This window comes from Rhodopseudomonas palustris, from assembly GCF_003031265.1.
Classification (GTDB): Bacteria; Pseudomonadota; Alphaproteobacteria; order Rhizobiales; family Xanthobacteraceae; genus Rhodopseudomonas; species Rhodopseudomonas palustris_H.
Genome location: NZ_CP019966.1, coordinates 886,794 through 909,076 on the forward strand (window position 1 = coordinate 886,794; position 22,283 = coordinate 909,076).

Consider the following 22,283-nt stretch of genomic DNA (forward strand, 5'->3'; position numbering starts at 1 on the left):
TGCCCGACGCCGGAGCAAAGGGAAGTGGGACGAATGAACGACGCTTTCTGATTACTGACTGGCCCAGACGATTCGGCCGATCCATTCGATCTCTGACGGTGCCAGAGTCCGGTCGGGATGGCTGGGATTGAGAGAAGCCAGCTCGACCACCTTGGCGGTGCGCCGCTTCAACTCCTTCACCATCACTTCACCTTTGGTGGTTTTGACCACCACGCGGTCGCCGCGATGCACGGTGGCACTCGGCGATACCACCACGATGTCGCCGCTGCGATACGCGGGCTTCATCGAATCGCCGGAGATTTCCAGCGCGTAAGCGTGCTCGTCGGTGATCGACGGAAGCCCGACTTCGTCCCAGCCCTTGCCGACCGGAAAGCCGCCATCGTCGAAATAACCGCCGGAGCCGGCCTGAGCGAGGCCGAGCAGCGGGACCGACTGCACCACCCGCGGCCGATCGTGAATCAGTTGCACGAACGTATCGATCGCGGTGTTGGTGGCCTGCAGCGCCTTGGCGACTGATTCGGTGGAAGGCCAGCGCTCGCGGCCGTCATTGGTGATGCGCTTCGATTTGTTGAACGTCGTTGGGTCGAGGCCGGATTTCTTCGCGAGTCCCGAGGGGGAGAGGCCGGCGCGTTCGGCCAGCCGGTCGAGCGCAGTCCAGATCTGATCATGCGTCAGCATTTGCATCGGAAGGCACCCCGGACGCGCCGTCGGATCCGGCGCGAGAAACGGACTTACGACTAGGAATTATTGCCTTAATTAAAGGCGTTATGCAATCCCGTCCGGCGACAAAGCCGCAAGCTCTTGCGAAGCCTCAGGACGGCCGATACGGTCGCCCGCACAGGTCCGGGATCGTCCGGGGCGACCAAGGGTGTGCGGATCCGCTATGCCGGATTCGGCTTTGCCTTTCCGACGTGCGCAACTTATTGTTTGAGCGGATGTTTCGGTTGCCCGGGGAGTTGCGGGCTCGATTGCCGCCCGACCCAACAACCAGCCGCAACGACGGGAATTCGCGCCCTTGCGCACGATTTATAAGATCTGTGACGCGGCGGCCTGGCGCGGCGCCGAACAGGCCGGCCGCTACGGCGGCAGCGCCGACGACGCCCGCGACGGGTTCATCCATTTCTCCACCGCGCCGCAGCTCGCCGGGACGCTGGCCAAGCACTATACGGGCCAGACCGGCCTGAAGCTGATCGCGGTGGACGCCGAAGTGCTTGGCGACCTGCTGCGCTGGGAGCCGTCGCGCGGCGGTGAGCTGTTTCCGCATCTCTATGGCGAGCTTGCACTCTCGGCGGTGACCGGCGTGCAGGATCTGGTCACGCGCCCCGACGGCAGCCACGTCGTGCCGGAGCTTGCGTCGTGATTCGCGCGTTCGATGCCGTCTCGCTGCCGCTGCTGCGCTGGCTCGATCCGGAGGATGCGCACCGGCTGGCGATCCAGGGCCTGAAGCTGTGGCCGCCGGTCAAGCCGCGCGTCGACGATTCCAAGCTCGCGGTGCGAGCGTTCGGGCTCAACTTTTCCAACCCGGTCGGCATCGCCGCCGGCTTCGACAAGAACGCCGAAGCGCCCGATGCGCTGCTCCGGCTCGGCTTCGGCTTCGTCGAGGTCGGCACGGTGACGCCGAAGCCGCAGGCCGGCAATCCGCGACCGCGGCTGTTCCGGCTTGAGCGCGACGAGGCGGTGATCAACCGCATGGGTTTCAACAACGAGGGCGCCGAGGTGGTGCTGCGCCGGCTGGCGGCGCGCGCGCAATATGGCGGCATCGTCGGCGTCAATGTCGGGGCCAACAAGGATAGCGACGATCGGGTGGCGGACTACGTCAAGCTGATCGAGACCTTCGCACCGCTGGCGAGCTACTTCACCGTCAACGTCTCGTCGCCGAATACGCCCGGCCTGCGCAATCTGCAGCAGGCAGCGGCGCTCGACGATCTGCTGGCGCGGGTGATCGATGCGCGCGAGCGGGTGCGGGCGGCGGCCGGCGATACGCCGGTGCTCCTGAAGATCGCGCCCGATCTGTCGCTCGGCGAACTCGACGATGTCGTGCATATCGCGAGGTCACGCCGGGTCGACGGCATGATCGTCGCCAACACCACGCTGTCGCGCTCGCCGACGCTGCGCGAGCGGACCAAGATGAACGAGCAGGGCGGGCTGTCGGGCCGGCCGTTGTTCCGGCTGTCGACCCGGATGGTGGCGGAGACCTATGTGCGCGCCGAGGGCGCGTTCCCGTTGATCGGCGTCGGCGGCATCGACTCCGGCGGCGCGGCGCTGACCAAGATCCGCGCAGGCGCCACGCTGGTCCAGTTGTATTCGGCGCTGGTCTATAAGGGCCTCGGCCTGGTCGAAAGCATCAAGGCCGACCTCGCCTCGACGCTGCTCCGCACCGGCCGCGATTCGCTGGCCGAAATCGTCGGCGCCGACGCCCCGATGATCACTGCGGAAGAGTGGCCGGTCTAAGCGGCTGAAGTTCTGCTACTCACACCCTGTCATTCCGGGGCGCTCGCGCAGCGAGCGAACCCGGAATCCCGCAGTTGCTTGGGCACATGAGATTCCGGGTTCGCGCTGCGCGCGCCCCGGAATGACTAGGACCTTACTACAGCGGCACGATCAGTCCGTCGCTCGCGGCCATGTGCGGGACGGTGTCGAGCTTGTGCAGCACCTCGTCGCCCATATGGGTGAGGATCACGCGCTTCGGGTTGATTTCCGGCAGATGCGTTTCCAGCGCCTTCAGGCTGATGTGGTTCTTCACCGTGCGCTCGTAGGTGTAGGCCTCGCAGATGAAGAGATCGGCGTCGTGCGCGGCAGCGACCAGCTGATCGGTCCATTGCGTATCGCCGCTGTACGCGAGGATGCGGCCCTCCGCTTCGATCCGATAGGCGAAGAACGGCCCGCCCGAATCGCCGTGCACCACCGGAAACGGCGTCACCGTCACGGCGCCGAACTGCCGCGTCACCGCGGGCTCCAGCGCCAGCACCTGCAGATCGAAGTTCGGCTTGGTCGCCGAGGAATACTCGAACATCGCTTCCATCAGCCGCGTCAGCCGGATGTCGATGCCGAGGGGACCGGCGATCACCAGCGGCCGCTTGCGCTTCATGAATTGCGCGTCGAGCATCATGAACGGCAGACCGCCGAAATGATCGGCGTGGAAATGCGTGATCAGGATCAGGTCGAGGTCTTCGCGCAGGATGCCGTAGCGCTTCAGCGCCGGCAGCGAAGTCGCGCCGCAGTCGATCAGGAAATTGACGCTCTGCCCCGAGACGTGAAAGCACGTATTGAGCCGGCCTCCAGAGCCGATCGCGTCGCCACAGCCGACAAATCGTACCTGCATTTCGGGTTCCGTCGAACTGGCTCAGATGCCGTGGCCCTGATCTAGGCCGTCTGTGCCTGGAACGTAACCCGTACCATCGCCGGATGCCGCGACCGTTGCGCGCAGGGACGAGGCTGTTCGCCCCGGCGCGCAGATCGGTGCGGTTAGACCAGTTCGACCTTGCCGCTGGCGAGATCGTAAACGCCGCCGACCACCCGCAGCTTCTTGCTGCTCACCATGTCGGCGAGGATCGGCTTCGCCTCCTGCAACTGCCGGACGTTGGCGCGGACATTGGCGATTACCGCCTGGTGCCGCAGATCCTCCTCCTGCTTTTGCAGCACCGGCTCGATGCCGGGCTTCATCGCGCGCACCAGATCGCCGATGTGGCCGGGCAGGTCGTTGCCCTTCTGCAGCGCTGCGACGGTCGCGTTGATGGCGCCGCAATTGCTGTGGCCGAGCACCATGATCACCTTGGTGCCGAGCACCGCGGCACCGTATTCGAGACTGGCAAGACCGTCGGGCGTGACGAAGTTGCCGGCGACGCGCACCACGAACAGACTGCCCGGACCTTGGTCGAAGGCGAGCTCCGGCGCGACACGAGAGTCGGCGCAACCAAGGATCGCGGCGAACGGCGCCTGACTTTCGGCTCGTGCGGCTCGGCCCGCGGAGAAATCGCGCTCGCGCATCTGGCCGGCGATGTAGCGCTCATTGCCCTGCATCAGCTTGTCGAGCGCAGCGTCCGGCGTGTCGCCCGGCGCGTTCACCTGGGCTTGCGCCTGCGCGGCCAGCGGCAGCGAGGCTGCGGCGAGCAAGCCGAGGCCGCCGGCCATCAGAGTTCGTCGCGATACATTACTGCAGCACGTTTCACACATATCCGTCTCTCCCTGCATCGTTCTGTTGTGTTGGAAAGATGGTATTTGCGGAAGGCGAATGTGCGAAGTGTCGATTTCCCGCACGTGATACGGGCATCAATGTCGGGTTAATTTGGCCTGAGCGATTTGACGAAAACTCAGTGCGCCGCGAACGAGGTCCGCACCATCGCCGGATAGCGCAGCGCCTGCAGGCCGCCGCGCCAGACGTAGTGCGACAACAGCGCGATCCATAGTCCGGTGTTGCCGAGTGGGCGGAGCGCGAACCACGACGCCAGGAACAGAACCAGCGACAGCAGCATCAGGTTGCGCATTTCGCGCGCCCAGGTGGCGCCGATGAATACGCCGTCATAGGCGAACGCGAACACGCCGAGCATCGGCGCCAGCGTCACCAGCCAGAGATAATCGCGCGCTGTGCGGCGAAGCTCGCCGTTCGAGGTGATGAAGTCGATCAGCATAGGTCCGGCAAACGCATAGATCGCGCTGACGATGAGCGCGAAGCCGAAGCCCCACAAGATCACCAGCCTGGTCGCTTTGACGAAGCCTACGCGGTCGCGCGCCCCGAGGGTGCGGCCGCACAATTGTTCGGCGGCGTTGGCGAGGCCGTCGAGGAAGAACGCGCTGATCATCAGGAAATTGTTGAGCACCGCATTGGTGGCGAGCACCACGTCGCCGCCGCGCGCGCCCTGCGCGGTGAAGAACAGGAACACGGCGATCAGCGCCGCAGTGCGGATCATGATGTCGCGATTGACCGCGAACATCCGCCGTAACCGGTCCGGATCGAACAGCATCGCCCGCGACACGTTGAACAGACCTCGGCCGCGCCAGGCTGCGATCGCGAGCCCGATCACCAGCCCCGAGCCCTCGGCGATCACCGCGGCAATCGCGGCGCCGGCAATGCCGAAGTCGAACCACAGCACCAGCAGCACGGTGGCGGCGATGTTGATCAGGTTGATGGCGATCTGCACCGCAAGGGCCAGAGTGGCACGCGCCTGACCGACCAGCCAGCCGAGCACCGCGAAGTTCGCCAGCACCAGCGGCGACGACCAGATCCGGATCGAGAAGTAGGTCTTGGCTGCGGCGCTCACCGCCTCGCTGCCGCCCATCGCGCCGATCAGCACCGCGGCGAGCGGACCTTGCAGGGCAATCAGCAACAGGCCGATGCTAGCCGCGACGATCAGGCCCCGCAGCAGATGCGCGGGGACTTCACGGCTCTGCCCGGCGCCGAGCGCCTGCGCGGTGAAGGCCAGCGTGCTCATCCGCAGGAAGCCGAACAGCCAGAACAGACAGTCGAACAGCACCGAGGCCATCGACACGCCGCCGAGCAGCGTCGCCTCGCCGAGCCGCCCGATCGCCGTGGTGGCGACGACGCCGAGCAAAGGCGTGGTCAGGTTGGCGACCATCGCCGGCCCGGCAATGGCAAACACCTGCCGGGTGGTTACGGGCGACTGGACGGGCTCCACGGCGGACGAAGGCGGCCGTCAGCGTCCGCGCGGTGTGCTGAACAAGCGGGTGAGCAGCCAGATCGGGATCACGATCACGGCGCCGAGCAAGAAGTAGCGCCACAGGCCGTTGATCGCATCGAAGCCGAGATCCCAGATCCGCTCGAACAGCAGCCGGATGCTGGTGATGATATTCCAGGGATCGAGGCCGATCGCCGCCAGCACGACGCCGACCAGGATCGACATCAGGATCAGACGAAACGCCACCGCCATCGGCGAGCCGCCGAGGAAGCGGGTCATCCTGTCGTCATTGGCCGGCAGATCCCGGATGTCGTCTCGCATCGTCATGGTCCTCGCGCGTTGCTGGCGCATCATATTCGGTGCTGGGCAGATGGGGAACCGGCGCGTTGCCGTCAATGGCCGCGGGTGGCGGCCGCTGGCGGATTTACGGTCTCCGCCTTCAGCATCCGCTCCAGTGTTTCCAGCCGGTCGGCGTCCTTCGGCGGCTTGTCCCAGCGCAGCCGGTTGATGCGTGGAAATCGCATCGCCACGCCGGATTTATGGCGCGGCGAACGCTGCAGGCCTTCGAACGCCACTTCCAGCACCAAGCCCTTATCGGGCTCGTGCACGACATGCCGGACGGGGCCGAATTTCTCGGTGGTGTTGCGGCGTACGAAGCGGTCGATCTGCAGCAGCTCTTCGTCGGTGAAGCCGAAATACGCCTTGCCGACCGGCACGAGCTGATCGCCGCCATCGCCTTCTGTCCAGACCCCGAATGTGTAGTCGGAATAATACGACGAGCGCTTGCCGTGGCCGCGCTGCGCATACATCAGCACGGCATCGATGATGTGCGGGTCGTGCTTCCATTTCCACCACTGGCCCTTGGGGCGGCCGGGCAGATACAGCGCGTCGCGCCGCTTCAGCATCACGCCTTCGACCGCATCGGCATCAAGCCCTGCGCCGGCGCTGGCCGGATCGCGGCGCGCGGCGCGCAAACCTTCCCAGTCGTCAAACGTGAGGGTCGGCGACAGGTCGACCTTGGGATCGTCGAGCCCGGCGATGAAGGTCTCGAGCCGCGCGCGGCGATCGGCGAACGGCAGCGTCCGCAGATCCTCGTCGCCTTCGCCGAGCAGGTCATAGGCGCGCAGGTGGATCGGATAGTCCTTCGTCAGCTTCGGCGTCACTGATTTGCGGTTCAGCCGCTGCTGCAGCACGTTGAACGACTGCACGCGTTTGTCACGCAGCACCAGCAGTTCGCCGTCGATCGCACCGGGCAGGCGCAGCGACGGCAACAGATCTGGAAAGCTCATGGTGATGTCTTCGCCGCTGCGCGAATACAGCCGCACCACCGTGTCGCCATGCTCGTTCTGGCCGCTGACCGCCTGGACGCGGATGCCGTCCCATTTCCATTCGGCGATGTAGTCGGCCGGATTCATCGCCGCAAAGTCGGTGTCCTCGACCGCATGCGCCAGCATCACCGGGCGGAACGGCGCCGGATCGCGGTTGACCGGCTGCGGGCCGCGACCTTCGAGCCAGGCGAACAGCTCGCGATACGGCGGCTCGAGGCCCGGCCACACCAGTTCGACGTCGTGCGGATCCTTGTCGCCGAGCGCCGCGGCCGCGGTCTTGGCCAGCCGCGCCGACACACCGATCCGCAAGGCGCCGGTGACCAGCTTGAGCAGCGCCCAGCGCCCAGTCTCGTCGAGTTCGTCGAGCCACCGCGCGAGCTGCGCCGGAAGTTCGGCCTTGCCGAGACTATGAAGCGTGGTGACGATCTCGGTGAGCGTGGGAGGAGGCGGGCTGTTGTGGCCGGTGCTGATTAGTTGATGTGGTGAGGCGACACCCTCGCCGCTTGCGGGACGAGCTCCCTCTCCCGCTTGCGGGAGAGGGTTGGGGTGAGGGCGCCCCAAGGATGGCGTCCCGTTGTGGCCCCCCACCCCCGCCCCCTCCCCGCAAGGAGGAGGGGAGGAAGCTCGGCGTCGCGGCGATGGCCACATCAGCGCGACCGTCTCCGATAAATCGCCGACGTAATCGTAGGACAGGCCGAACAGTACCGGGTCGGTGCGTTCGGCGATCAGGGCGCGGATCAGGCCGGGCTTGGCGTGGCGGAACGACAGCGCGCCGGTCAGGGCCGCGAGCGCCCAGCCGCGGTCGGGATCTTCGACCTCGCGGAAGTAATTAGTGATCAGCCGCAGCTTGTTGTTGCGGCCGGGCTCGTAGCCGAGGCGGTCGAGCAGTTTGGCGAAGCGGTTCATGCGTCGTTCGCCTCGTCGGCGGCCGGCATGCCGACGTCTTCATCTTCATCGCCATAGCCGACCAGGTCGAGCGGCCGCGCCGCGAGACCCTTGGTCTGGCACCAATGCACCAGCGCATCTTCCTGGCCGTGGGTGACCCACACTTCGCCGGCACCGGTGGCCGCGATGGTGGCGGTGAGGCCGTCCCAATCGGCGTGATCGGAGATCACCAGCGGCAGTTCGACGCCGCGTTGGCGGGCTCGTGCGCGTACCCGCATCCACCCCGATGCGAACGCGGTGAGCGGATCGGGGAAGCGGCGCGTCCAGAGATCGGAGGTCGCTGACGGCGGCGCCAGCGTGATGGTGCCGGCCAGCTCGGCCTTCTTGACGCCTTTCACCGGGCGTAATTCGCCAAGCGGGATGCCGGATGCCTGATAGTAATGCGTGATTTTTTCCATCGCGCCGTGCAGATAGATCGGCGCGTCGTAGCCGGCCTGCCGGATCAGTGCGATCACTCGCTGCGCCTTGCCGAGCGAGTAGGCGCCGACCAGATGCGCGCGCTCCGGAAACAGCACGACGGAATCGAGCAGCTTTCTGACTTCGCCCGCCGCGTCGGGATGTCGAAACACCGGCAGACCGAAGGTCGCCTCGGTGATGAAGACGTCGCACGACACGATCTCGAACGGCGCGCAGGTCGGGTCGGGCGCGTCCTTGTAGTCGCCGGACGCGACAATGCGGATGCCGCCGGCTTCAACCGCGACCTGGGCTGAGCCGAGCACATGGCCGGCAGGATGGAACGTGACCGTCGTGTCGCCGAGCCGGATGGTCTCGCCATAGGCGACCGCCCGGGTCGAGCCCGCGAAGTTGTCGCCGTAGCGCAGCCGCATCATGTCGAGCGTAGGCTGGGTCGCCAGCACGGTGCCATGGCCGGCGCGGGCGTGGTCGGAATGGCCGTGAGTAATCACCGCGCGGTCGACCGGCCGCACGGGATCGATGTGGAAGCCGCCAAGCCTGCAACACAGGCCCGCGGCGGTCGGCATCAGGATGTCGTGCGGTCGCATCTTCGCTATATACGCGGGCGTACCTTTCAAACGAGTCTCATTCCGCCGGGTTCCGTCGATGCCGACGTACCTGTTCCTGTCGTCCGGAAATGTTCTTGCCGACCGACGCTACGACTTTGCGCGCGAGCTCCTGGCTCGCGGTGAGGCGGAGGCGGCGGCCGACCTGCTGGCGCAGGCGGTTGAGCTGGCGCCGGACTTTACCTCGGCGTGGTTTGCACTCGGGGAAATTCGCCAGGACCGACTCGGCGACTGCAAAGGCGCGATCGATGCGTTTCGGCGGGCGCGCGCGGCGGACCCGCGCGATCGGCACGGCGCCGGTTTGCGCCTGATGCGGCTCGGCGCCGCCAATCTCGATGCGATGTCGCCGGCCTATGTCGGCACGCTGTTCGATCAGTATGCGCCGCGTTTCGACAAGTCGCTGGTCGAGGATCTCGGCTACCGCGGCCCGGCGTTATTGCTCGAGGCGGTGCGCGAGGTCTGTGCAGCGACAGGCCGAGTGATGGTGTTCCGGCGCGCAATCGATCTTGGCTGTGGCACCGGGCTGGTCGGCCGCGCGTTTGCGCCAATCGTTTCCGAAATCATCGGCTTCGATTTGTCGCCGCAGATGATCGAGCGCGCCCGCGCGAACCGCGTGTATACGCGGCTCGCAGTGACTGATCTGGTGCAGGGCCTTGCCAACGAGGCGCCTGCGAGCGCGGAGCTGATCCTTGCCGCCGACGTGCTGATCTATATCCAGGACGTAGCGCCGCTGCTCCGCGAAGCTGCACGAGTGCTGCAGCCGGGCGGCCTGCTCGCCGTCACTGCCGAGACGCATGCTGGCGATGGCGTGGTGCTGACGGCCGGGCTGCGGTTCGCCCAGGCGGAAAGCCATCTGCGCGAAGAACTGCAGCAGGCAGGTCTTGCGGTCGCGCTGCTGCAGCACGCGTCGGCCCGCAATGAGAACCAAGCCCCGCTGCCGGGGTTGGTCGTCGTTGCCTTGAAGTCCGACGACTAGATCCGACGCGTTGAACCCGAGACGCCTTGCGATACCTAGCCGAGCTTTGGCAACGGACCGAGCGATTTCCCTCATTGCGGGGGAGCGAAGGGACGAAGCAATCCAGCTTGGTTCACGCAGGTCCCAATTGCTTCGCGTTGTGCGCAATGACGAGGCTGCTGCAAACAAAAACCCCGGCCGCTAGGCCGGGGCTCTGTGTCGTCGCTGTGAGGCGAAGATTAGTACTTCGCGACCACCGGCTGATTGAAGTGATAGTTAATGCCGGTGCGCAGGATGTGTTCGGTGACCTTGGTGGTGTTGATGCCGGTGCCGCCGAACACGTCGGTGGTCGAGCCGAGGTCAACGTAGAGATATTCGGTCTTCGAGGTCCAGTTGGGGCCGAGCAGGCCGAAAAGCTGGAACGGAGTCTCGATGCCGGCGCCGGCAGCCCAGCCACCCTTGGTGGTCTTGAAGCTGTAGTTGCCGATCGAGCTGACGATGTCGGACTTGATGTTGCCGTAAGCGTAGCCCGCGGTGCCGTAGAACAGCGTTGAGCCGAGCGAGTAGCCGATGCGGCCACGCGCAGTGCCGAACCAGGGCAGCTTGGCATCATAGTAGGCCTGCGGGCCGAGCACCGAGGCGCGCTGATCCTTCTGGGTCGAGCCCTGGAAATCGGCTTCGACACCGAACACCCAGTTCGAGGCCTGCCAGTTGTAGCCGATCTGGCCGCCACCGATGAAACCGTCCGGCGCCAGGTTGAAGGCGTCGGTCGCACCGCCGAGCGTCAGGCTCGAGCGATCACGCCCGGTTGCACCGCCGAAATTGCCGCCGATATACAGGCCAGCCCAGTTCGCCGGGGGCGGAGTGATGTAGGTGCCGTTGCCGCCGATGCGGTAGTTCAGACCGGCGCGGAAGATGCTCTCGCGAACTTCGGTGCGCAGGCTCTGATTGCCGAAGAAGTCGGTCTGGTTGCCGAGGTCGAGATACAGATATTCGATCTTGCCGGTCCAGTTGCCGCCTAGCGCAGCTTCCACACCCGAGCCGATCACCCAGCCGGAGCGGGTCTTGCTGTTGTCGAACGCCACCAAACCACCTTCGGTGACGGTAGTCTTGACGCTGCCGACCGCATAACCGCCCGTGAAGTAGGCGACCGCCGGGCCGCGCACGAGGCCGACGCGGCCGCGCACGGTGCCGAACCAGTCGAGCTTCTGGTTGTAGTTAACCGGGCCGGCCAGGCTGTTGAGCGTGGTGTAGCCGTCGCTGGCGCCGCTGCCCTGGATGTCGGCTTCGAGGCCGAGCAGCATCGGGCCGAGGAAGGAGCCGAGCTGCCAGTTGTAACCGATCTGGCCGCCACCGATCACGCCCTGCGGCTGCAGGTACGTCGTGTTCAGCGAACCGCCGACCGGATAGGCGTGGGTCTGAAGGTTACGGCCGAGGCCGACGCCGACGTTGGCGCCGATGTAGAAGCCCGTCCAGTCATAGACGGCGGCAACCGGGGCCTTCAGGTACGGAGCCTTGACGGCGAGATCGGCCGCTTGGGCGCTGACGGCGGCGGTGCCAGCCAGCACGACGCCGGCGAAAATACGTTTCATGGACGGGTATCCCCTCTTAAACCTGCGCGAACATTACGGGGACGGCATCGAGTCGTCTGTACCCGGGCGGCCACACCGGCCGAAAATCGCGGGTAAACGATTGATTGACGCGGTAAATCCCGGTTTTCAAAGTTCCGGGGTGCGGCGACGAGTCGCCCTCCGATTGCCCGCCGCGCGGCAGAAATCTCGCCCTGTGCGCGTATTCGGCGATAATTCAATCGGTTGACGGGTTGCGCGGCTTCCAGCCTCTGCCCAGGATGCCTCGCCGCAGAAGCGCACAGCGCCGCGGCCGAACAAGAACCGGTCGTTTCGAGCCGGCACACCCAAGGGGAGAGAAACTCGATGAATTTGCGCACCAGTTCCGTCCGCACGTCCGTGGCGGCGATCGCGGCGGTGATGTTGACCGCGGGGGCGGCGACGGCGGCGGACAAGAAATACGATCCGGGCGCCAGCGACACCGAAATCAAGATCGGCCAGACTGTTCCGCATTCCGGCCCGGGCTCGCTCTACGGCGTGCTCGGCCGCGTCGGTGAAGCCTATTTCCAGATGCTGAACGAGAAGGGGGGCATCAACGGCCGCAAGGTCAAGTTCATCACCCTGGACGACTCCTACAGCGCGCCAAAGGCGGTGGAAGCGACCCGCCGGCTGGTCGAGCAGGAGGAAGTGCTGGCGCTGTACGGCTCGCTCGGCACCGCGCCCCAGACTGCGGTCCATAAGTATCTGAATTCCAAGAAGGTTCCGCAGTTGCTGCTGAACACCGGGGCGTCGAAATGGAACGACCCGAAGAACTTCAAATGGACCATGGCGGGCCTGCCGCTGTACCCGACCGAGGCCCGCATCCTCGCCAAGCACGTCGTCGCGGTGAAGCCGGACGCCAAGGTCGCGATCCTGTACCAGAACGACGATTTCGGCCGTGACTTCCTGGCCCCGTTCAAGAAGGTGCTGGAAGAGGGCGGAGGCAAGGCCAAGGTGGTGGCGGAAGCCAGCTACGACCTGACCGAACCGACGATCGACTCGCAGATCATCAACCTGTCGAAGTCCGGCGCCGACGTGTTCTTCAACATCACCACCGGCAAGGCGACCTCGCAGTCGATCCGCAAGATCGCCGAGATCGGCTGGAAGCCGCTGCACCTGCTGTCGGCCGGTTCGACCGGCCGCTCGATCCTCAACGCAGCCGGGCTCGACAATGCCAAGGGCATCGTGGCGGTCCGCTACTCGAAGGAAGTCGGCGTGCCGCGCTTCGAGAACGATCCGGACGTCAAGGCGTTCGAGGAGCTGCGCGCCAAGTACTTGCCCAACGTCGATAAGGACAACACCATTGCGTACGCGGGCTATGGCCAGGCCGTGACGATGGCCGAGATCCTGCGTCGCTGCGGCGATAACCTGACCCGTGAAAACGTGATCAAGCAGGCGACCTCGCTGAAGGGCTTCCACTCGCCCTACTTCCTCGACGGCATCGACTACAGCTACACGCCGGACGACTACACCCCGATGAAGACCCTCTACATCGCCACCTTCAACGGCACCGATTGGGACATCTCGGAGAAGCCGTTCACGGAGTAACAGCCGCGCGTGCTGTGATGACCCCGGCCAAGCGGAAGCGCGGCCGGGGTGTTCGTTACAGCGACGGCCCCTCAAGGGTGAGAAGCATCGCGTCAGCCAGGCGTCTCGATGCGGCAGAGACTGGCAGGCGGCGGGCATTTCTCGCGCCCAACCTCGACCGCCGCACGGCGAATGCCTAGCTTGGCGGGGTGAGCGTCGCCGATTCTTCCTCCGATTTGCTGCCCGACCGGTTCCGCCGCTGGTTCGCCGAACGCGGCTGGGCGCCGCGCGACCATCAGCTGGCCCTGCTGGAAAAGGCACAGGCGCAACGCTCCGCCCTGCTGATCGCGCCGACCGGCGCCGGCAAGACGCTGGCCGGCTTTCTGCCGACCTTGGTGGAACTGTCCTCTTCGAACCCGCTTGCTGGGAGAGGTCGGCCTGTCGGCAATGCCGCCAAGCCGGGTGAGCGGGCTGATGAGGTTCAATTGGCTGAGCCAGCGTTGCTTGCCGAGACGCCCCCTCGTCCGGCGCAGCAAGCTAGCCTTTCCGCGCCACCTTCTCCCCGCGCGCGGGGAGAAGGAATGGTCCCGCGCAGTGGCGGGCTCCATACGCTCTACATCTCGCCGCTCAAGGCGCTTGCGGTCGACATCGCGCGCAACCTCGAGACGCCGATCGCAGAGATGAAGCTACCAATCCGGGTCGAGACCCGTACTGGCGATACACCAGTGTCGCGGCGGACGCGGCAGCGGCGCAATCCGCCGGACATTCTGCTGACCACGCCGGAACAGCTCGCGCTGCTGCTCGCCTCCGACGATGCGCCCTATCTGTTCGGCTCCTTGCGGCGCATCGTGCTCGACGAATTGCACGCGCTGGTGACGTCGAAGCGCGGCGACCTGCTGTCGCTCGGCCTCGCCCGGCTGTGGCGAATCGCGCCGCAGCTCCGAGCCATCGGGCTGTCGGCGACGGTGGCCGACCCGGACGAACTCGCTCGCTTCCTGGTGCCGCAGCCGGACGGCGAGGCTGTTTCGGCCGACATCGTCGTCGCCACCGTCGCCGCGCCGCCAATCGTCGAGATGCTCGACTCCAAGGAGCGGTTGCCATGGGCCGGGCACTCCGCACGCCACGCGTTGCCGGAGATCTACGACCTGATCCGTCGCAACACCACGACGCTGGTATTCGTCAACACCCGCAGCCAGGCCGAGATGCTGTTCCAGGAGCTTTGGCGGATCAACGACGACAACCTCGCGATCGCGCTGCATCACGGTTCGCTCGATGTCGGCCAGCGCCGCAAGGTCGAGGACGCAATGGCAGCAGGGCGCTTGCGCGGAGTTGTTTGTACGTCGTCGCTCGATCTCGGCGTCGACTGGGGCGACGTCGATCTGGTCGTCAATGTCGGCGCGCCGAAAGGCTCGTCGCGGCTGATGCAGCGCATCGGCCGTGCCAATCACCGCATCGACGAGGCCTCGCGCGCCGTGCTGGTGCCGGCCAATCGTTTCGAAGTGCTCGAATGCGCCGTCGCGATCGAGGCGGTGGCCGAGAATGCGCAAGACACCCCGCCGCAGCGCAAGGGGGCGCTCGACGTGTTGGCGCAGCACATCCTCGGATGCGCCTGCGGCGAGCCGTTCTTCGCCGATGATCTCTACGCGGAGATTTGCAGCGCTGCACCCTATGCGGATTTATCCCGCGCCGACTTCGACGACACGCTCGATTTCGTCGCCAGCGGCGGCTACGCGCTGAAAAGCTACGAGCGCTTTGCCCGCATCAAGCAGGACAAGCAAGGCCGCTGGCGGGTTGCCAATCCGAAGGTGCGGCAGAGCTATCGGCTCAACGTCGGCACCATCGTCGAAGAGGCGATGCTGAAGGTGAAGCTGGTGCGCTCGTCGCGCGCCAAGGGGGGCGGCACCACCGGCGCGATCGCGCGCGGCGGCCGGATGCTCGGCCAGATCGAAGAGGGGTTCATCGAAGGGCTGACGCCCGGCGACACCTTCGTGTTCGGCGGCGAGGTGGTGCGCTACGAGGCGCTGATGGAAGATCAGGTCTACGTCTCGCGCGCGCACGACAAGGACGCGCGGGTGCCGTCCTATATGGGCGGGAAATTTCCGCTCTCGACCTATCTGGCCGAGCGGGTCCGCGGGCTGCTCGCCGACAAGCGGGCATGGAAGGGCTTGCCGGATCAGGTGCGCGACTGGCTGGCGCTACAGACCAAGGCGTCGCAGGTACCTGATCGGCGAGAACTGGTGATCGAGACATTCCCGCGCGCTGCCAAGCATTATCTGGTCTGCTATCCGTTCGAGGGCCGGCTCGCCCATCAAACGCTCGGCATGCTGCTGACGCGGAGGCTAGAACGCGCCCGCGCTCGGCCGCTCGGTTTCGTCGCCAACGAATACGCGCTCGCGGTGTGGGGGCTCAGCGACATGTCGCAGATGATCCGGCAGGGCCGGCTCGATCTCGATGCGCTGTTCGATCCGGACATGCTCGGCGACGATCTCGAAGCCTGGCTTGCGGAGTCGGCGCTGATGAAGCGCACGTTCCGCAACTGCGCGATCATTTCCGGCCTGATCGCGCGGCGCTTCGCCGGCGAAGAGAAGTCGCGGCGGCAGGTGCTGTTTTCAACCGACCTCGTTTACGACGTCCTCAACAAGCATCAGCCCGACCATGTGCTATTGCGCGCCGCCCGCGCCGACGCCGCCACCGGGCTGCTCGATTTGCGGCGGCTGAGTGATATGCTGATGCGAATCAACGGGCGCATCGTCCACAAGGAACTCGACCGGGTGTCGCCACTCGCGGTGCCGGTGATGCTGGAAATCGGCCGGGAAGCCGTGTACGGCGAGGCCTCCGACGTCCTGCTCGCCGAAGCTGCCGACGACTTGGTCCGCGAGGCGATGGGCTGATGTCTTCTCCCTCCCCTCGCGCGGGACGCTCGGGGGGGCACAGCTCGTAGGATGGGTTGAGCGCAAGCGAAACCCATCGCACACGGGCTCGAACTTGCGGCACTGAACTGATGGGTTTCGCTGAGCTCAACCCATCCTACGGGGACTCGCTTGCTGGCCGGCCGCACATCCTACGAACCCGATCCCGCACCGGCCGTCACCATCGCCGGTGCGACCTTCGTCGCCGATCTGGCGGGGGCGCTGTACTGGGAAGACGAGCGGCTGCTGGTTGTCTCCGATCTGCATCTGGAAAAAGGGTCGAGCTTCGCGATGCGCGGCGTGCTGCTGCCGCCTTACGACACGGTGGCGACGCTGGGACGGCTCGGCGCGGTAATCGCACGATTCAATCCGGCCACCGTAATCGCGCTCGGCGACAGCTTCCACGACCGCGACGCTCATGGCCGGCTGTCGCCCGCCAATCGTGACATCCTCACCGCGCTGCAGGCGCGGCGCGACTGGATCTGGATTTCCGGCAATCACGATCCGGACCTGCCGTCCGATCTCGGCGGCAGCGTTGCGGCCGAGGTGGCGGTCGGTGCCGTCGCGTTCCGCCATGAGCCCACCGGCGCCTGCGGTGAGATCGCCGGCCACCTGCATCCGAAGGCGCGGGTCAGCCGCCGTGGCCGCAGCATCGAGCGGCGCTGCTTTGCCGGCGATGGCACGCGCGTGGTGATGCCGGCGTTCGGTGCCTATACGGGCGGGCTGAACATTCGCGATCCAGCGTTCGCGAGACTGTTCGGCGGTGCCGCTTTCACCGCCCACGTGCTCGGCGACAACCGCCTCCACGCCATCGCCGCCTCGCGGTGTTGCTGATAGTTACGTCAGCGCTATCCTTTCAGCGAGTCATTCCGGGGCGCTCACGCAGTGAGCGAACCCGGAATCTCTGGTGTGCTGCAATCTCGGGATTCCGGGTTCGCGAGCTGCGCTCGCGCCCCGGAATGACGACGAGAAGAATCCTCACGCCGCCTTGGTGTGAACCTCCTCGCAAAATTCGGCGAGCCTGTCGGCGAGCCGCAACGTCGCCGGGCTGGCTTGCGGGGCGGCGATCAGCGCGAGCTCGGTGCGTTCGATCGGTGGGAAGCCATCGCGCGCGGTGAGTTTGCGATGATCGGCCTGAATTGAAATCTCCGACAGGATCGACAGGCCGAGCCCGGCCGCGACTGCGGCCTGGATTCCAGCAAGGCTCGAGCTCGTATAGGCCATGTGCCAGCGCCGGCCCGCGGCTTCGATTGCGTGGATCGCACGGCGCCGATACAGGCAGCCGCCGGGAAAGAAAATCAGCGGCACCGAGCTGGCCTTGGAGTTGCACGGGTGGCTCTTGCTGTTCACCCAGTACACGCGCTCCGGCCACGCCGCGACCGCGCCGGTGCCGCCGGCTTCGCGCTTGAGCAGCACGAGATCGAGATCGCCGCGTTCGAGATCGCGCTTCAAATTCAGGCTCTGATCGGCGCGGACATCGAGCCGCAGGCCGGGACGGGCGCGCGAGAAATTGCCGAGCAGCCGCGGCAGCCTGTACAGCGCGAAGTCCTCCGGAATCCCGAGCCGCACCGCGCCCTCGGTGCTCGGCCGCCCGACCACGTCGCGTGCCTCTTCGGCGAGTGCGAGCAGGCGTCGTGCGTAGGACAACAGCCGCTCGCCCGCCTCGGTCGGCAGCACGTCCTTGCCGCTGCGGTCGAGCAGTTGCTGGCCGAGATCGTCCTCAAGCCGCTTGATCTGCTGACTGACCGTCGACTGCGTCCGGTGCACGCGCTGGCCGGCGCGCGTGAAGCCGCCGGCCTCCACCACCGAGACAAAACTGCGCAGCAGTTCGAGATCGAGCATCGCAGCCTCATTCGAAAATCCACTGAGAGTGATTTTATCATTTAATTTCCCAATGACAACGCGAGCCCCTAAGCCGAGGCATCAGGAGACGCTTTCGATGTCGCTTACGCCCGCCGTTTCGCTCGCCTCGCCGCTGCTCAACCCGCGTGCCCTCCAGATCGTGCTGTTCTGCGCGCTGTGGAGCTTCGCCTTCGTGGCCGGCAAAGTCGGCGTCTCCGATTGCCCGCCGCTGATCCTGCTAACGGCGCGATTCAGCCTCGCCGGCATTCTGATCCTCGGCATCTCGGCGTTGCGCCGCGAGTCGTGGACGTTGCGGCCACGCGATGTCGCGATTTGCGCACTGCTCGGCCTCGCCAATAACGCGCTGTATCTCGGCCTCGGCTATGTCGGGCTGCAGACCGTCTCGGCCGGCATCGGCGGGCTGATCGTCAGCGCCAATCCGGTATTCACCGCGGTGGCGGCCGCGCTGCTGCTGCACGAGGCGCTGACCTGGCGAAAGGTCGCCGGCCTGGTACTCGGTGTCGCCGGGGTCGCTTTCATCGTCTGGCACCGCGTCGCGATCGGCGCCGAGGCATGGACCGGGCTCGGCTTCACGTTGGCTTCGCTGGCGTCGATCGTCGCCGGCACTATCCTGTTCAAGCGTCTGGCGCCGCACGGCAGCCTGTGGATCGGCAATGGCATCCAGAATCTCGCCGCCGGCCTCGCGCTGACGCCGCTGGCGTTCTCGCTGTCGAGCGTCAACGACATCGTACCGAGCTGGCGGCTCGCCGGCGCATTTGCCTTCCTTGTGCTCGGCGGTTCGATCATCGCCTATTGGCTGTGGTTTCGGCTGCTGACGCTGTACGGCGCGACGGCGGCTAGCGCCTGGCACTTCGTGATGCCGCCGCTGGCGATGTTGTTCGCCTGGCTGGTGCTTGGCGAATCGATCGACGGCCGAGATTTGCTGGGTGTGATCCCGGTGGCGATCGGAATCTATCTGGTGACAAGGCCGGCGCGTCCGGTTGTCTCGGCAGGCTGAATTGCCGGGTGGAGCGTTCCGCTACCGGAACGAAGTGGCTTCCGCTACGTTGGAGCTCATCTCACCTAGCCGGGATCCCGAGCGTGACCTTTGACGCCAGACGAGAATTCGACCGGCCAGACTTGATCGATCCAGCCCCGGACGGGGCGCCCAAGGTCCAACGCCTCCAAACCTTCCGGCTCCGCGGCTTCTTCAAGACGCTCGGACCCGGCCTGATCACCGGGGCCTCCGACGACGATCCGTCGGGGATCGGCACCTACAGTCAGGCCGGCGCGCAGCTCGGTTACGGCATCGGCTGGACCATGCTGCTGACGTTTCCGCTGATGGTGGCGATCCAGGAGATTTCCGGCCGGGTCGGTCGCGTCACCGGCCACGGCATCGCCGGCAACGTCTGTCGACATTATTCCGGCCGCCTGCTCGCCGTAATCGTGGTGCTGCTGTTCACCGCGAACACCATCAACATTGCCGCCGATCTCGCCGCGATGGCCGACGCCACCAAGCTGCTGATCGGCGGGCCGGCGCTGTTCTACGTGGTGGCGTTCGGTACGATCTCGGTGCTGGCGCAGATTTTCTTCGACTACAAGCGCTACGTCTCGGTGCTGAAATGGCTGACGCTATGCCTGTTCGCCTATGTGGGCGCGCTGGCCGCCGCCAAGGTCGACTGGCGACAGGCTGCCGCCGGCGTGCTGATCCCGCACGTCGCCTGGAGCAGCACTTATCTCACCACCATCGTGGCGATCCTCGGCACCACGATCTCGCCCTATCTGTTCTTCTGGCAGGCCTCGCAGGAGGCGGAGGAAGAGCGGATCGATCCGCACAAGAAGCCGCTGATCAAAACGCCACAGGACGCGCCACAGGAATTCCAGCGCATCCGGGCCGACACCATCATCGGCATGGCGTTCTCCAATCTGATTGCGCTGGCGATCATTATCACCGCGGCGGCCACGCTGCACGCCAGCGGCAAGACCGATATCGAAACCTCGGCGCAGGCCGCCGAGGCGCTGCAGCCGATTGCCGGCTCGTTCGCCGAATGGATCTTTGCGCTCGGGATCGTCGGCACCGGCTTGCTGGCGATTCCGGTGCTGGCGGGTTCGGCCGCCTACGCGGTCGGTGAGGGGAGGCGTTGGCCGGTCGGTCTGGCGCGCAAGCCGAAGCAGGCGGTGGCGTTCTACAGCGTACTGGCGCTGTCGGCTGTGCTCGGCATCGCGCTCAATTTCGCGCCGATCAATCCGATCTCGGCACTGTATTGGAGCGCGGTGATCAATGGCGTTCTCGCCGTGCCGGTGATGGTGTTGCTGATGCTGATCGCCCGCCGCCGCGACGCCATGCACGGCTTCGTCGTCCGCGGACCGCTGCACTGGCTCGGCTGGCTCTCGACCGCAGCGATGGGTGTCAGTGTGGTGGCGATGGCGGTCGGGTATTTGCTTTAATTAGCCCCATACGCCGTCATTCCGGGGCGGTCGCGAAGCGACCGAACCCGGAATCCTGAAGTTATCAGGCCGAGAGGTCGACACACGTGGCGCTGCCGGGTGCCCTGAATCTCGAGATTCCGGGTTCGCTAGCTTGCGCGAGCGCCCCGGAATGACCGCGTGTGTTCAATCTCGCCGGAACACAATCGATGCCATCCAGCCGGTGGCGAGGGCCATCAGGGCGGTGATCAGGCCGTAGATGATGCCGTGCTGACGCGCTGCGGTGGCGACGAATTGTTCGAAGCCGATCTTGGCGATTTCGAACGAGGTGTCTGTCTCGGTGAGCAGTTCCCCGCCGGAGAACAGCTTGATGGAGATGTCGTAGCTGCCGATCGGCACTTCGGCCGGCAGCGGAATCCCGGTACGGAACAGCGTCGGGGTGAGGAATTTCACAGCGGTGGTGTCTTCGCGGTACAGCCCGCGATCCTCGCGCAGCCGGAGGAAAGCCTGACGAAACTGATCGTCGGCGACGACGTCGGCGTAGTCGGTGCCGATGCGCTGGGTCAGCAGCACATGGTTCATGCCGAGCTGCTGCCGGCGCCGCACTTCGGTCGGCGCGATCGCATCAATCGGCCGGTTGGCGAAGATCGCCAGATAGCTCGGCACCATCAGGAATTCGCGAGAGTCGCTGTTGATCCAGATGCCGAATTTGCGCTCTTTGCGGCGCGTCACCATGTTGGCGCGCGGCCCGAACACGCTGATCACCAGATCGTATTTGCCGGCTTCGACGAACGCCGGATGGTCTTTCTCGATCGCGCCGAACAGCACCAGCTCGCCGCCCGAATAGTTCGGCGTGACGGTGACGCGGGCGTTGGAGACCGACACGATCAGTCGCTCGGCACGCGCGGGCGCGCCGAGCGACAGCATCAGCGCCAGCAGCGCGGCGGTGGCGATCGTGCGGAGTGATGTGAACCGTGCCGTCACGTCGGGCTCAATTCGCGCAGCGTGAACAGTTCGGCGGGGCGGATGCCGAGTTCGATCGCGAACCGCACGCCGACCGCCAGCACCAGCAGGCCGAGCAGCAGGCGGAGCTGTTCGCCGCGGATGCGCTGGCCGGCCCGGGCGCCGAACTGCGCGCCGGTGACGCCGCCGATCATTAGGATCAGCGCCAGCACCGCATCGACGAGGTGGCTGGTGGCGGCATGCAGCACGGTGGCGATCAGCATTGTCACCAGGGTCAGCACCATCGAGGTGCCGACGACGGTGCTGGTCGGCACCCGCAGCAGATAGATCAGCATCGGCACCAGGATGAAGCCGCCGCCGACGCCCATCACCGCGCCGATGAAGCCGATCAGCACGCCGATCGCAACTACCGGCAGCACCGACAGATAAATTTTGGAGCGCTTGAACCGGACCTTGAACGGCAGCGCATACAGCCAGTTGCGGTTGCCGGAGCGGCCTGCCAGCGGCACCTCACCGCGGCTGGAGCGTCGGATCGCGCGGATGCCTTCGTACACCATCAGACCGCCGACCGAGGTCAGCAGCACCACGTAGGACACCGCGATCACCAGGTCGAGCTGACCGACCGAGCGCATCAGTACGAAGAACCAGACGCCAAGCCCTGTACCGGCAACGCCGCCGCATAACAGCACGAACGCGAGGAGTGGATCGATTGCGCGGCGTCGCCAGTACGACAACGCGCCGGAAAATGAGGAGGCCGCCATGTGGCTGGTCACCGAGGCGACTGCGACGGCGGGCGAGATGCCGATGAAGATCAGCAGCGGCGTCATCAGGAAGCCGCCGCCGACGCCGAACATCCCCGACACGAAACCGACCGCGGCGCCCATCGCCAGCACGAGCAGGACGTTGACCGGGAGATCGGCGATCGGGAGATAGAGCTGCACGCGCGGTTCGCTTCGGAGTTCTCGCTGTGACGACAGCATCCCCGGCTCAACGGCTGACGCTTCGCCCCGGAGATGTTCTTGATTCAATGATCTGGCAACACATCAGACCCGCTCAGCCGGACCGGCATGGCGGACTTCGCGCCAGATCGCGGTCCATCTGAACCGCTGTCCTTGCATAACCGAAATT

General features: G+C 65.8%; 19 protein-coding genes. 8 read left to right on the plus strand and 11 right to left on the minus strand.

Annotated elements, in window-relative coordinates; genetic code table 11:
* Nucleotides 1-51: 51 nt before the first annotated feature.
* Nucleotides 52-678 carry a S24 family peptidase gene (locus RPPS3_RS04125; RefSeq protein ID WP_041809462.1) on the minus strand — a complete coding sequence of 209 codons (627 nt, stop codon included), beginning with the start codon at nucleotides 676-678 and terminating at the stop codon, nucleotides 52-54.
* A gap of 337 nt (nucleotides 679-1,015) precedes the next feature.
* Here RPPS3_RS04125 and RPPS3_RS04130 point away from each other — a divergent pair, with 337 nt between their 5' ends.
* Nucleotides 1,016-1,360 (plus strand): DUF952 domain-containing protein, encoded by a 345-nt coding sequence (locus RPPS3_RS04130; protein WP_107342973.1) that lies wholly within the window; start codon nucleotides 1,016-1,018, stop codon nucleotides 1,358-1,360.
* Complete coding sequence (locus tag RPPS3_RS04135) at nucleotides 1,357-2,451, plus strand: quinone-dependent dihydroorotate dehydrogenase (protein WP_107342974.1); 1,095 nt, start codon at nucleotides 1,357-1,359, stop codon at nucleotides 2,449-2,451. Before RPPS3_RS04130 ends, RPPS3_RS04135 begins: the two co-directional genes overlap by 4 nt.
* Nucleotides 2,452-2,587: 136 nt before the next feature.
* Here the strand turns inward: RPPS3_RS04135 and RPPS3_RS04140 are convergent, their stop codons facing one another.
* The 6 genes from RPPS3_RS04140 to RPPS3_RS04165 all read right to left on the minus strand — a co-directional run bounded on the left by RPPS3_RS04140 (nucleotide 2,588) and on the right by RPPS3_RS04165 (nucleotide 8,907).
* On the minus strand, nucleotides 2,588-3,322 hold the full coding sequence (locus tag RPPS3_RS04140) for an MBL fold metallo-hydrolase (RefSeq protein WP_107342975.1): 735 nt from the start codon (nucleotides 3,320-3,322) through the stop codon (nucleotides 2,588-2,590).
* 143 nt (nucleotides 3,323-3,465) lie between these two features.
* Complete coding sequence (locus RPPS3_RS04145) at nucleotides 3,466-4,173, minus strand: carbonic anhydrase (protein WP_107342976.1); 708 nt, start codon at nucleotides 4,171-4,173, stop codon at nucleotides 3,466-3,468.
* A gap of 137 nt (nucleotides 4,174-4,310) precedes the next feature.
* The gene (locus tag RPPS3_RS04150) at nucleotides 4,311-5,573 is read right to left on the minus strand and encodes an MATE family efflux transporter (protein ID WP_107342977.1); all 1,263 of its coding nucleotides are present in this window, start codon (nucleotides 5,571-5,573) and stop codon (nucleotides 4,311-4,313) included.
* Nucleotides 5,574-5,651: 78 nt separating this feature from the next.
* Nucleotides 5,652-5,954 (minus strand): DUF6460 domain-containing protein, encoded by a 303-nt coding sequence (locus RPPS3_RS04155; RefSeq protein WP_107346421.1) that lies wholly within the window; start codon nucleotides 5,952-5,954, stop codon nucleotides 5,652-5,654.
* Between the two features lie 71 nt (nucleotides 5,955-6,025).
* Nucleotides 6,026-7,867 (minus strand): ATP-dependent DNA ligase, encoded by a 1,842-nt coding sequence (locus RPPS3_RS04160; RefSeq protein ID WP_107342978.1) that lies wholly within the window; start codon nucleotides 7,865-7,867, stop codon nucleotides 6,026-6,028.
* The gene (locus RPPS3_RS04165; RefSeq protein WP_107342979.1) at nucleotides 7,864-8,907 is read right to left on the minus strand and encodes a ligase-associated DNA damage response exonuclease; all 1,044 of its coding nucleotides are present in this window, start codon (nucleotides 8,905-8,907) and stop codon (nucleotides 7,864-7,866) included. The genes RPPS3_RS04160 and RPPS3_RS04165 overlap by 4 nt, the downstream gene beginning before the upstream one ends.
* Nucleotides 8,908-8,965: 58 nt before the next feature.
* Here RPPS3_RS04165 and RPPS3_RS04170 point away from each other — a divergent pair, with 58 nt between their 5' ends.
* Nucleotides 8,966-9,901 (plus strand): class I SAM-dependent DNA methyltransferase, encoded by a 936-nt coding sequence (locus RPPS3_RS04170; protein ID WP_107342980.1) that lies wholly within the window; start codon nucleotides 8,966-8,968, stop codon nucleotides 9,899-9,901.
* Nucleotides 9,902-10,119: 218 nt separating this feature from the next.
* Here the strand turns inward: RPPS3_RS04170 and RPPS3_RS04175 are convergent, their stop codons facing one another.
* Nucleotides 10,120-11,472, minus strand: a complete 1,353-nt coding sequence (locus RPPS3_RS04175) for an outer membrane protein (RefSeq protein ID WP_107342981.1) — start codon at nucleotides 11,470-11,472, stop codon at nucleotides 10,120-10,122.
* A 342-nt stretch (nucleotides 11,473-11,814) separates the two neighbouring features.
* Between RPPS3_RS04175 and RPPS3_RS04180 the strand changes: the two genes are divergently transcribed.
* From RPPS3_RS04180 to pdeM, 3 genes are all read left to right on the plus strand, one after another.
* Nucleotides 11,815-13,035 (plus strand): ABC transporter substrate-binding protein, encoded by a 1,221-nt coding sequence (locus tag RPPS3_RS04180; RefSeq protein ID WP_107342982.1) that lies wholly within the window; start codon nucleotides 11,815-11,817, stop codon nucleotides 13,033-13,035.
* Between the two features lie 188 nt (nucleotides 13,036-13,223).
* Nucleotides 13,224-15,905, plus strand: a complete 2,682-nt coding sequence (locus RPPS3_RS04185; protein ID WP_107342983.1) for a ligase-associated DNA damage response DEXH box helicase — start codon at nucleotides 13,224-13,226, stop codon at nucleotides 15,903-15,905.
* Between the two features lie 153 nt (nucleotides 15,906-16,058).
* Entirely contained in the window at nucleotides 16,059-16,757 is a 699-nt protein-coding gene (pdeM, locus tag RPPS3_RS04190) for a ligase-associated DNA damage response endonuclease PdeM (protein ID WP_107346422.1), read from the plus strand.
* Between the two features lie 144 nt (nucleotides 16,758-16,901).
* On the opposite strand, the gene RPPS3_RS04195 is transcribed toward pdeM, so the two are convergent.
* The gene (locus RPPS3_RS04195) at nucleotides 16,902-17,765 is read right to left on the minus strand and encodes a LysR family transcriptional regulator (protein WP_107342984.1); all 864 of its coding nucleotides are present in this window, start codon (nucleotides 17,763-17,765) and stop codon (nucleotides 16,902-16,904) included.
* Between the two features lie 97 nt (nucleotides 17,766-17,862).
* Between RPPS3_RS04195 and RPPS3_RS04200 the strand changes: the two genes are divergently transcribed.
* A complete protein-coding gene (locus tag RPPS3_RS04200; RefSeq protein WP_107342985.1) occupies nucleotides 17,863-18,783 on the plus strand; it encodes a DMT family transporter in 921 nt (306 codons plus the stop codon).
* A gap of 122 nt (nucleotides 18,784-18,905) precedes the next feature.
* Nucleotides 18,906-20,213 (plus strand): NRAMP family divalent metal transporter, encoded by a 1,308-nt coding sequence (locus RPPS3_RS04205; RefSeq protein WP_234820091.1) that lies wholly within the window; start codon nucleotides 18,906-18,908, stop codon nucleotides 20,211-20,213.
* Between the two features lie 165 nt (nucleotides 20,214-20,378).
* On the opposite strand, the gene RPPS3_RS04210 is transcribed toward RPPS3_RS04205, so the two are convergent.
* Nucleotides 20,379-21,176 (minus strand): TIGR02186 family protein, encoded by a 798-nt coding sequence (locus tag RPPS3_RS04210; protein WP_107342987.1) that lies wholly within the window; start codon nucleotides 21,174-21,176, stop codon nucleotides 20,379-20,381.
* The gene (locus tag RPPS3_RS04215) at nucleotides 21,173-22,096 is read right to left on the minus strand and encodes a sulfite exporter TauE/SafE family protein (protein WP_199852186.1); all 924 of its coding nucleotides are present in this window, start codon (nucleotides 22,094-22,096) and stop codon (nucleotides 21,173-21,175) included. Before RPPS3_RS04215 ends, RPPS3_RS04210 begins: the two co-directional genes overlap by 4 nt.
* Nucleotides 22,097-22,283 lie beyond the last annotated feature (187 nt).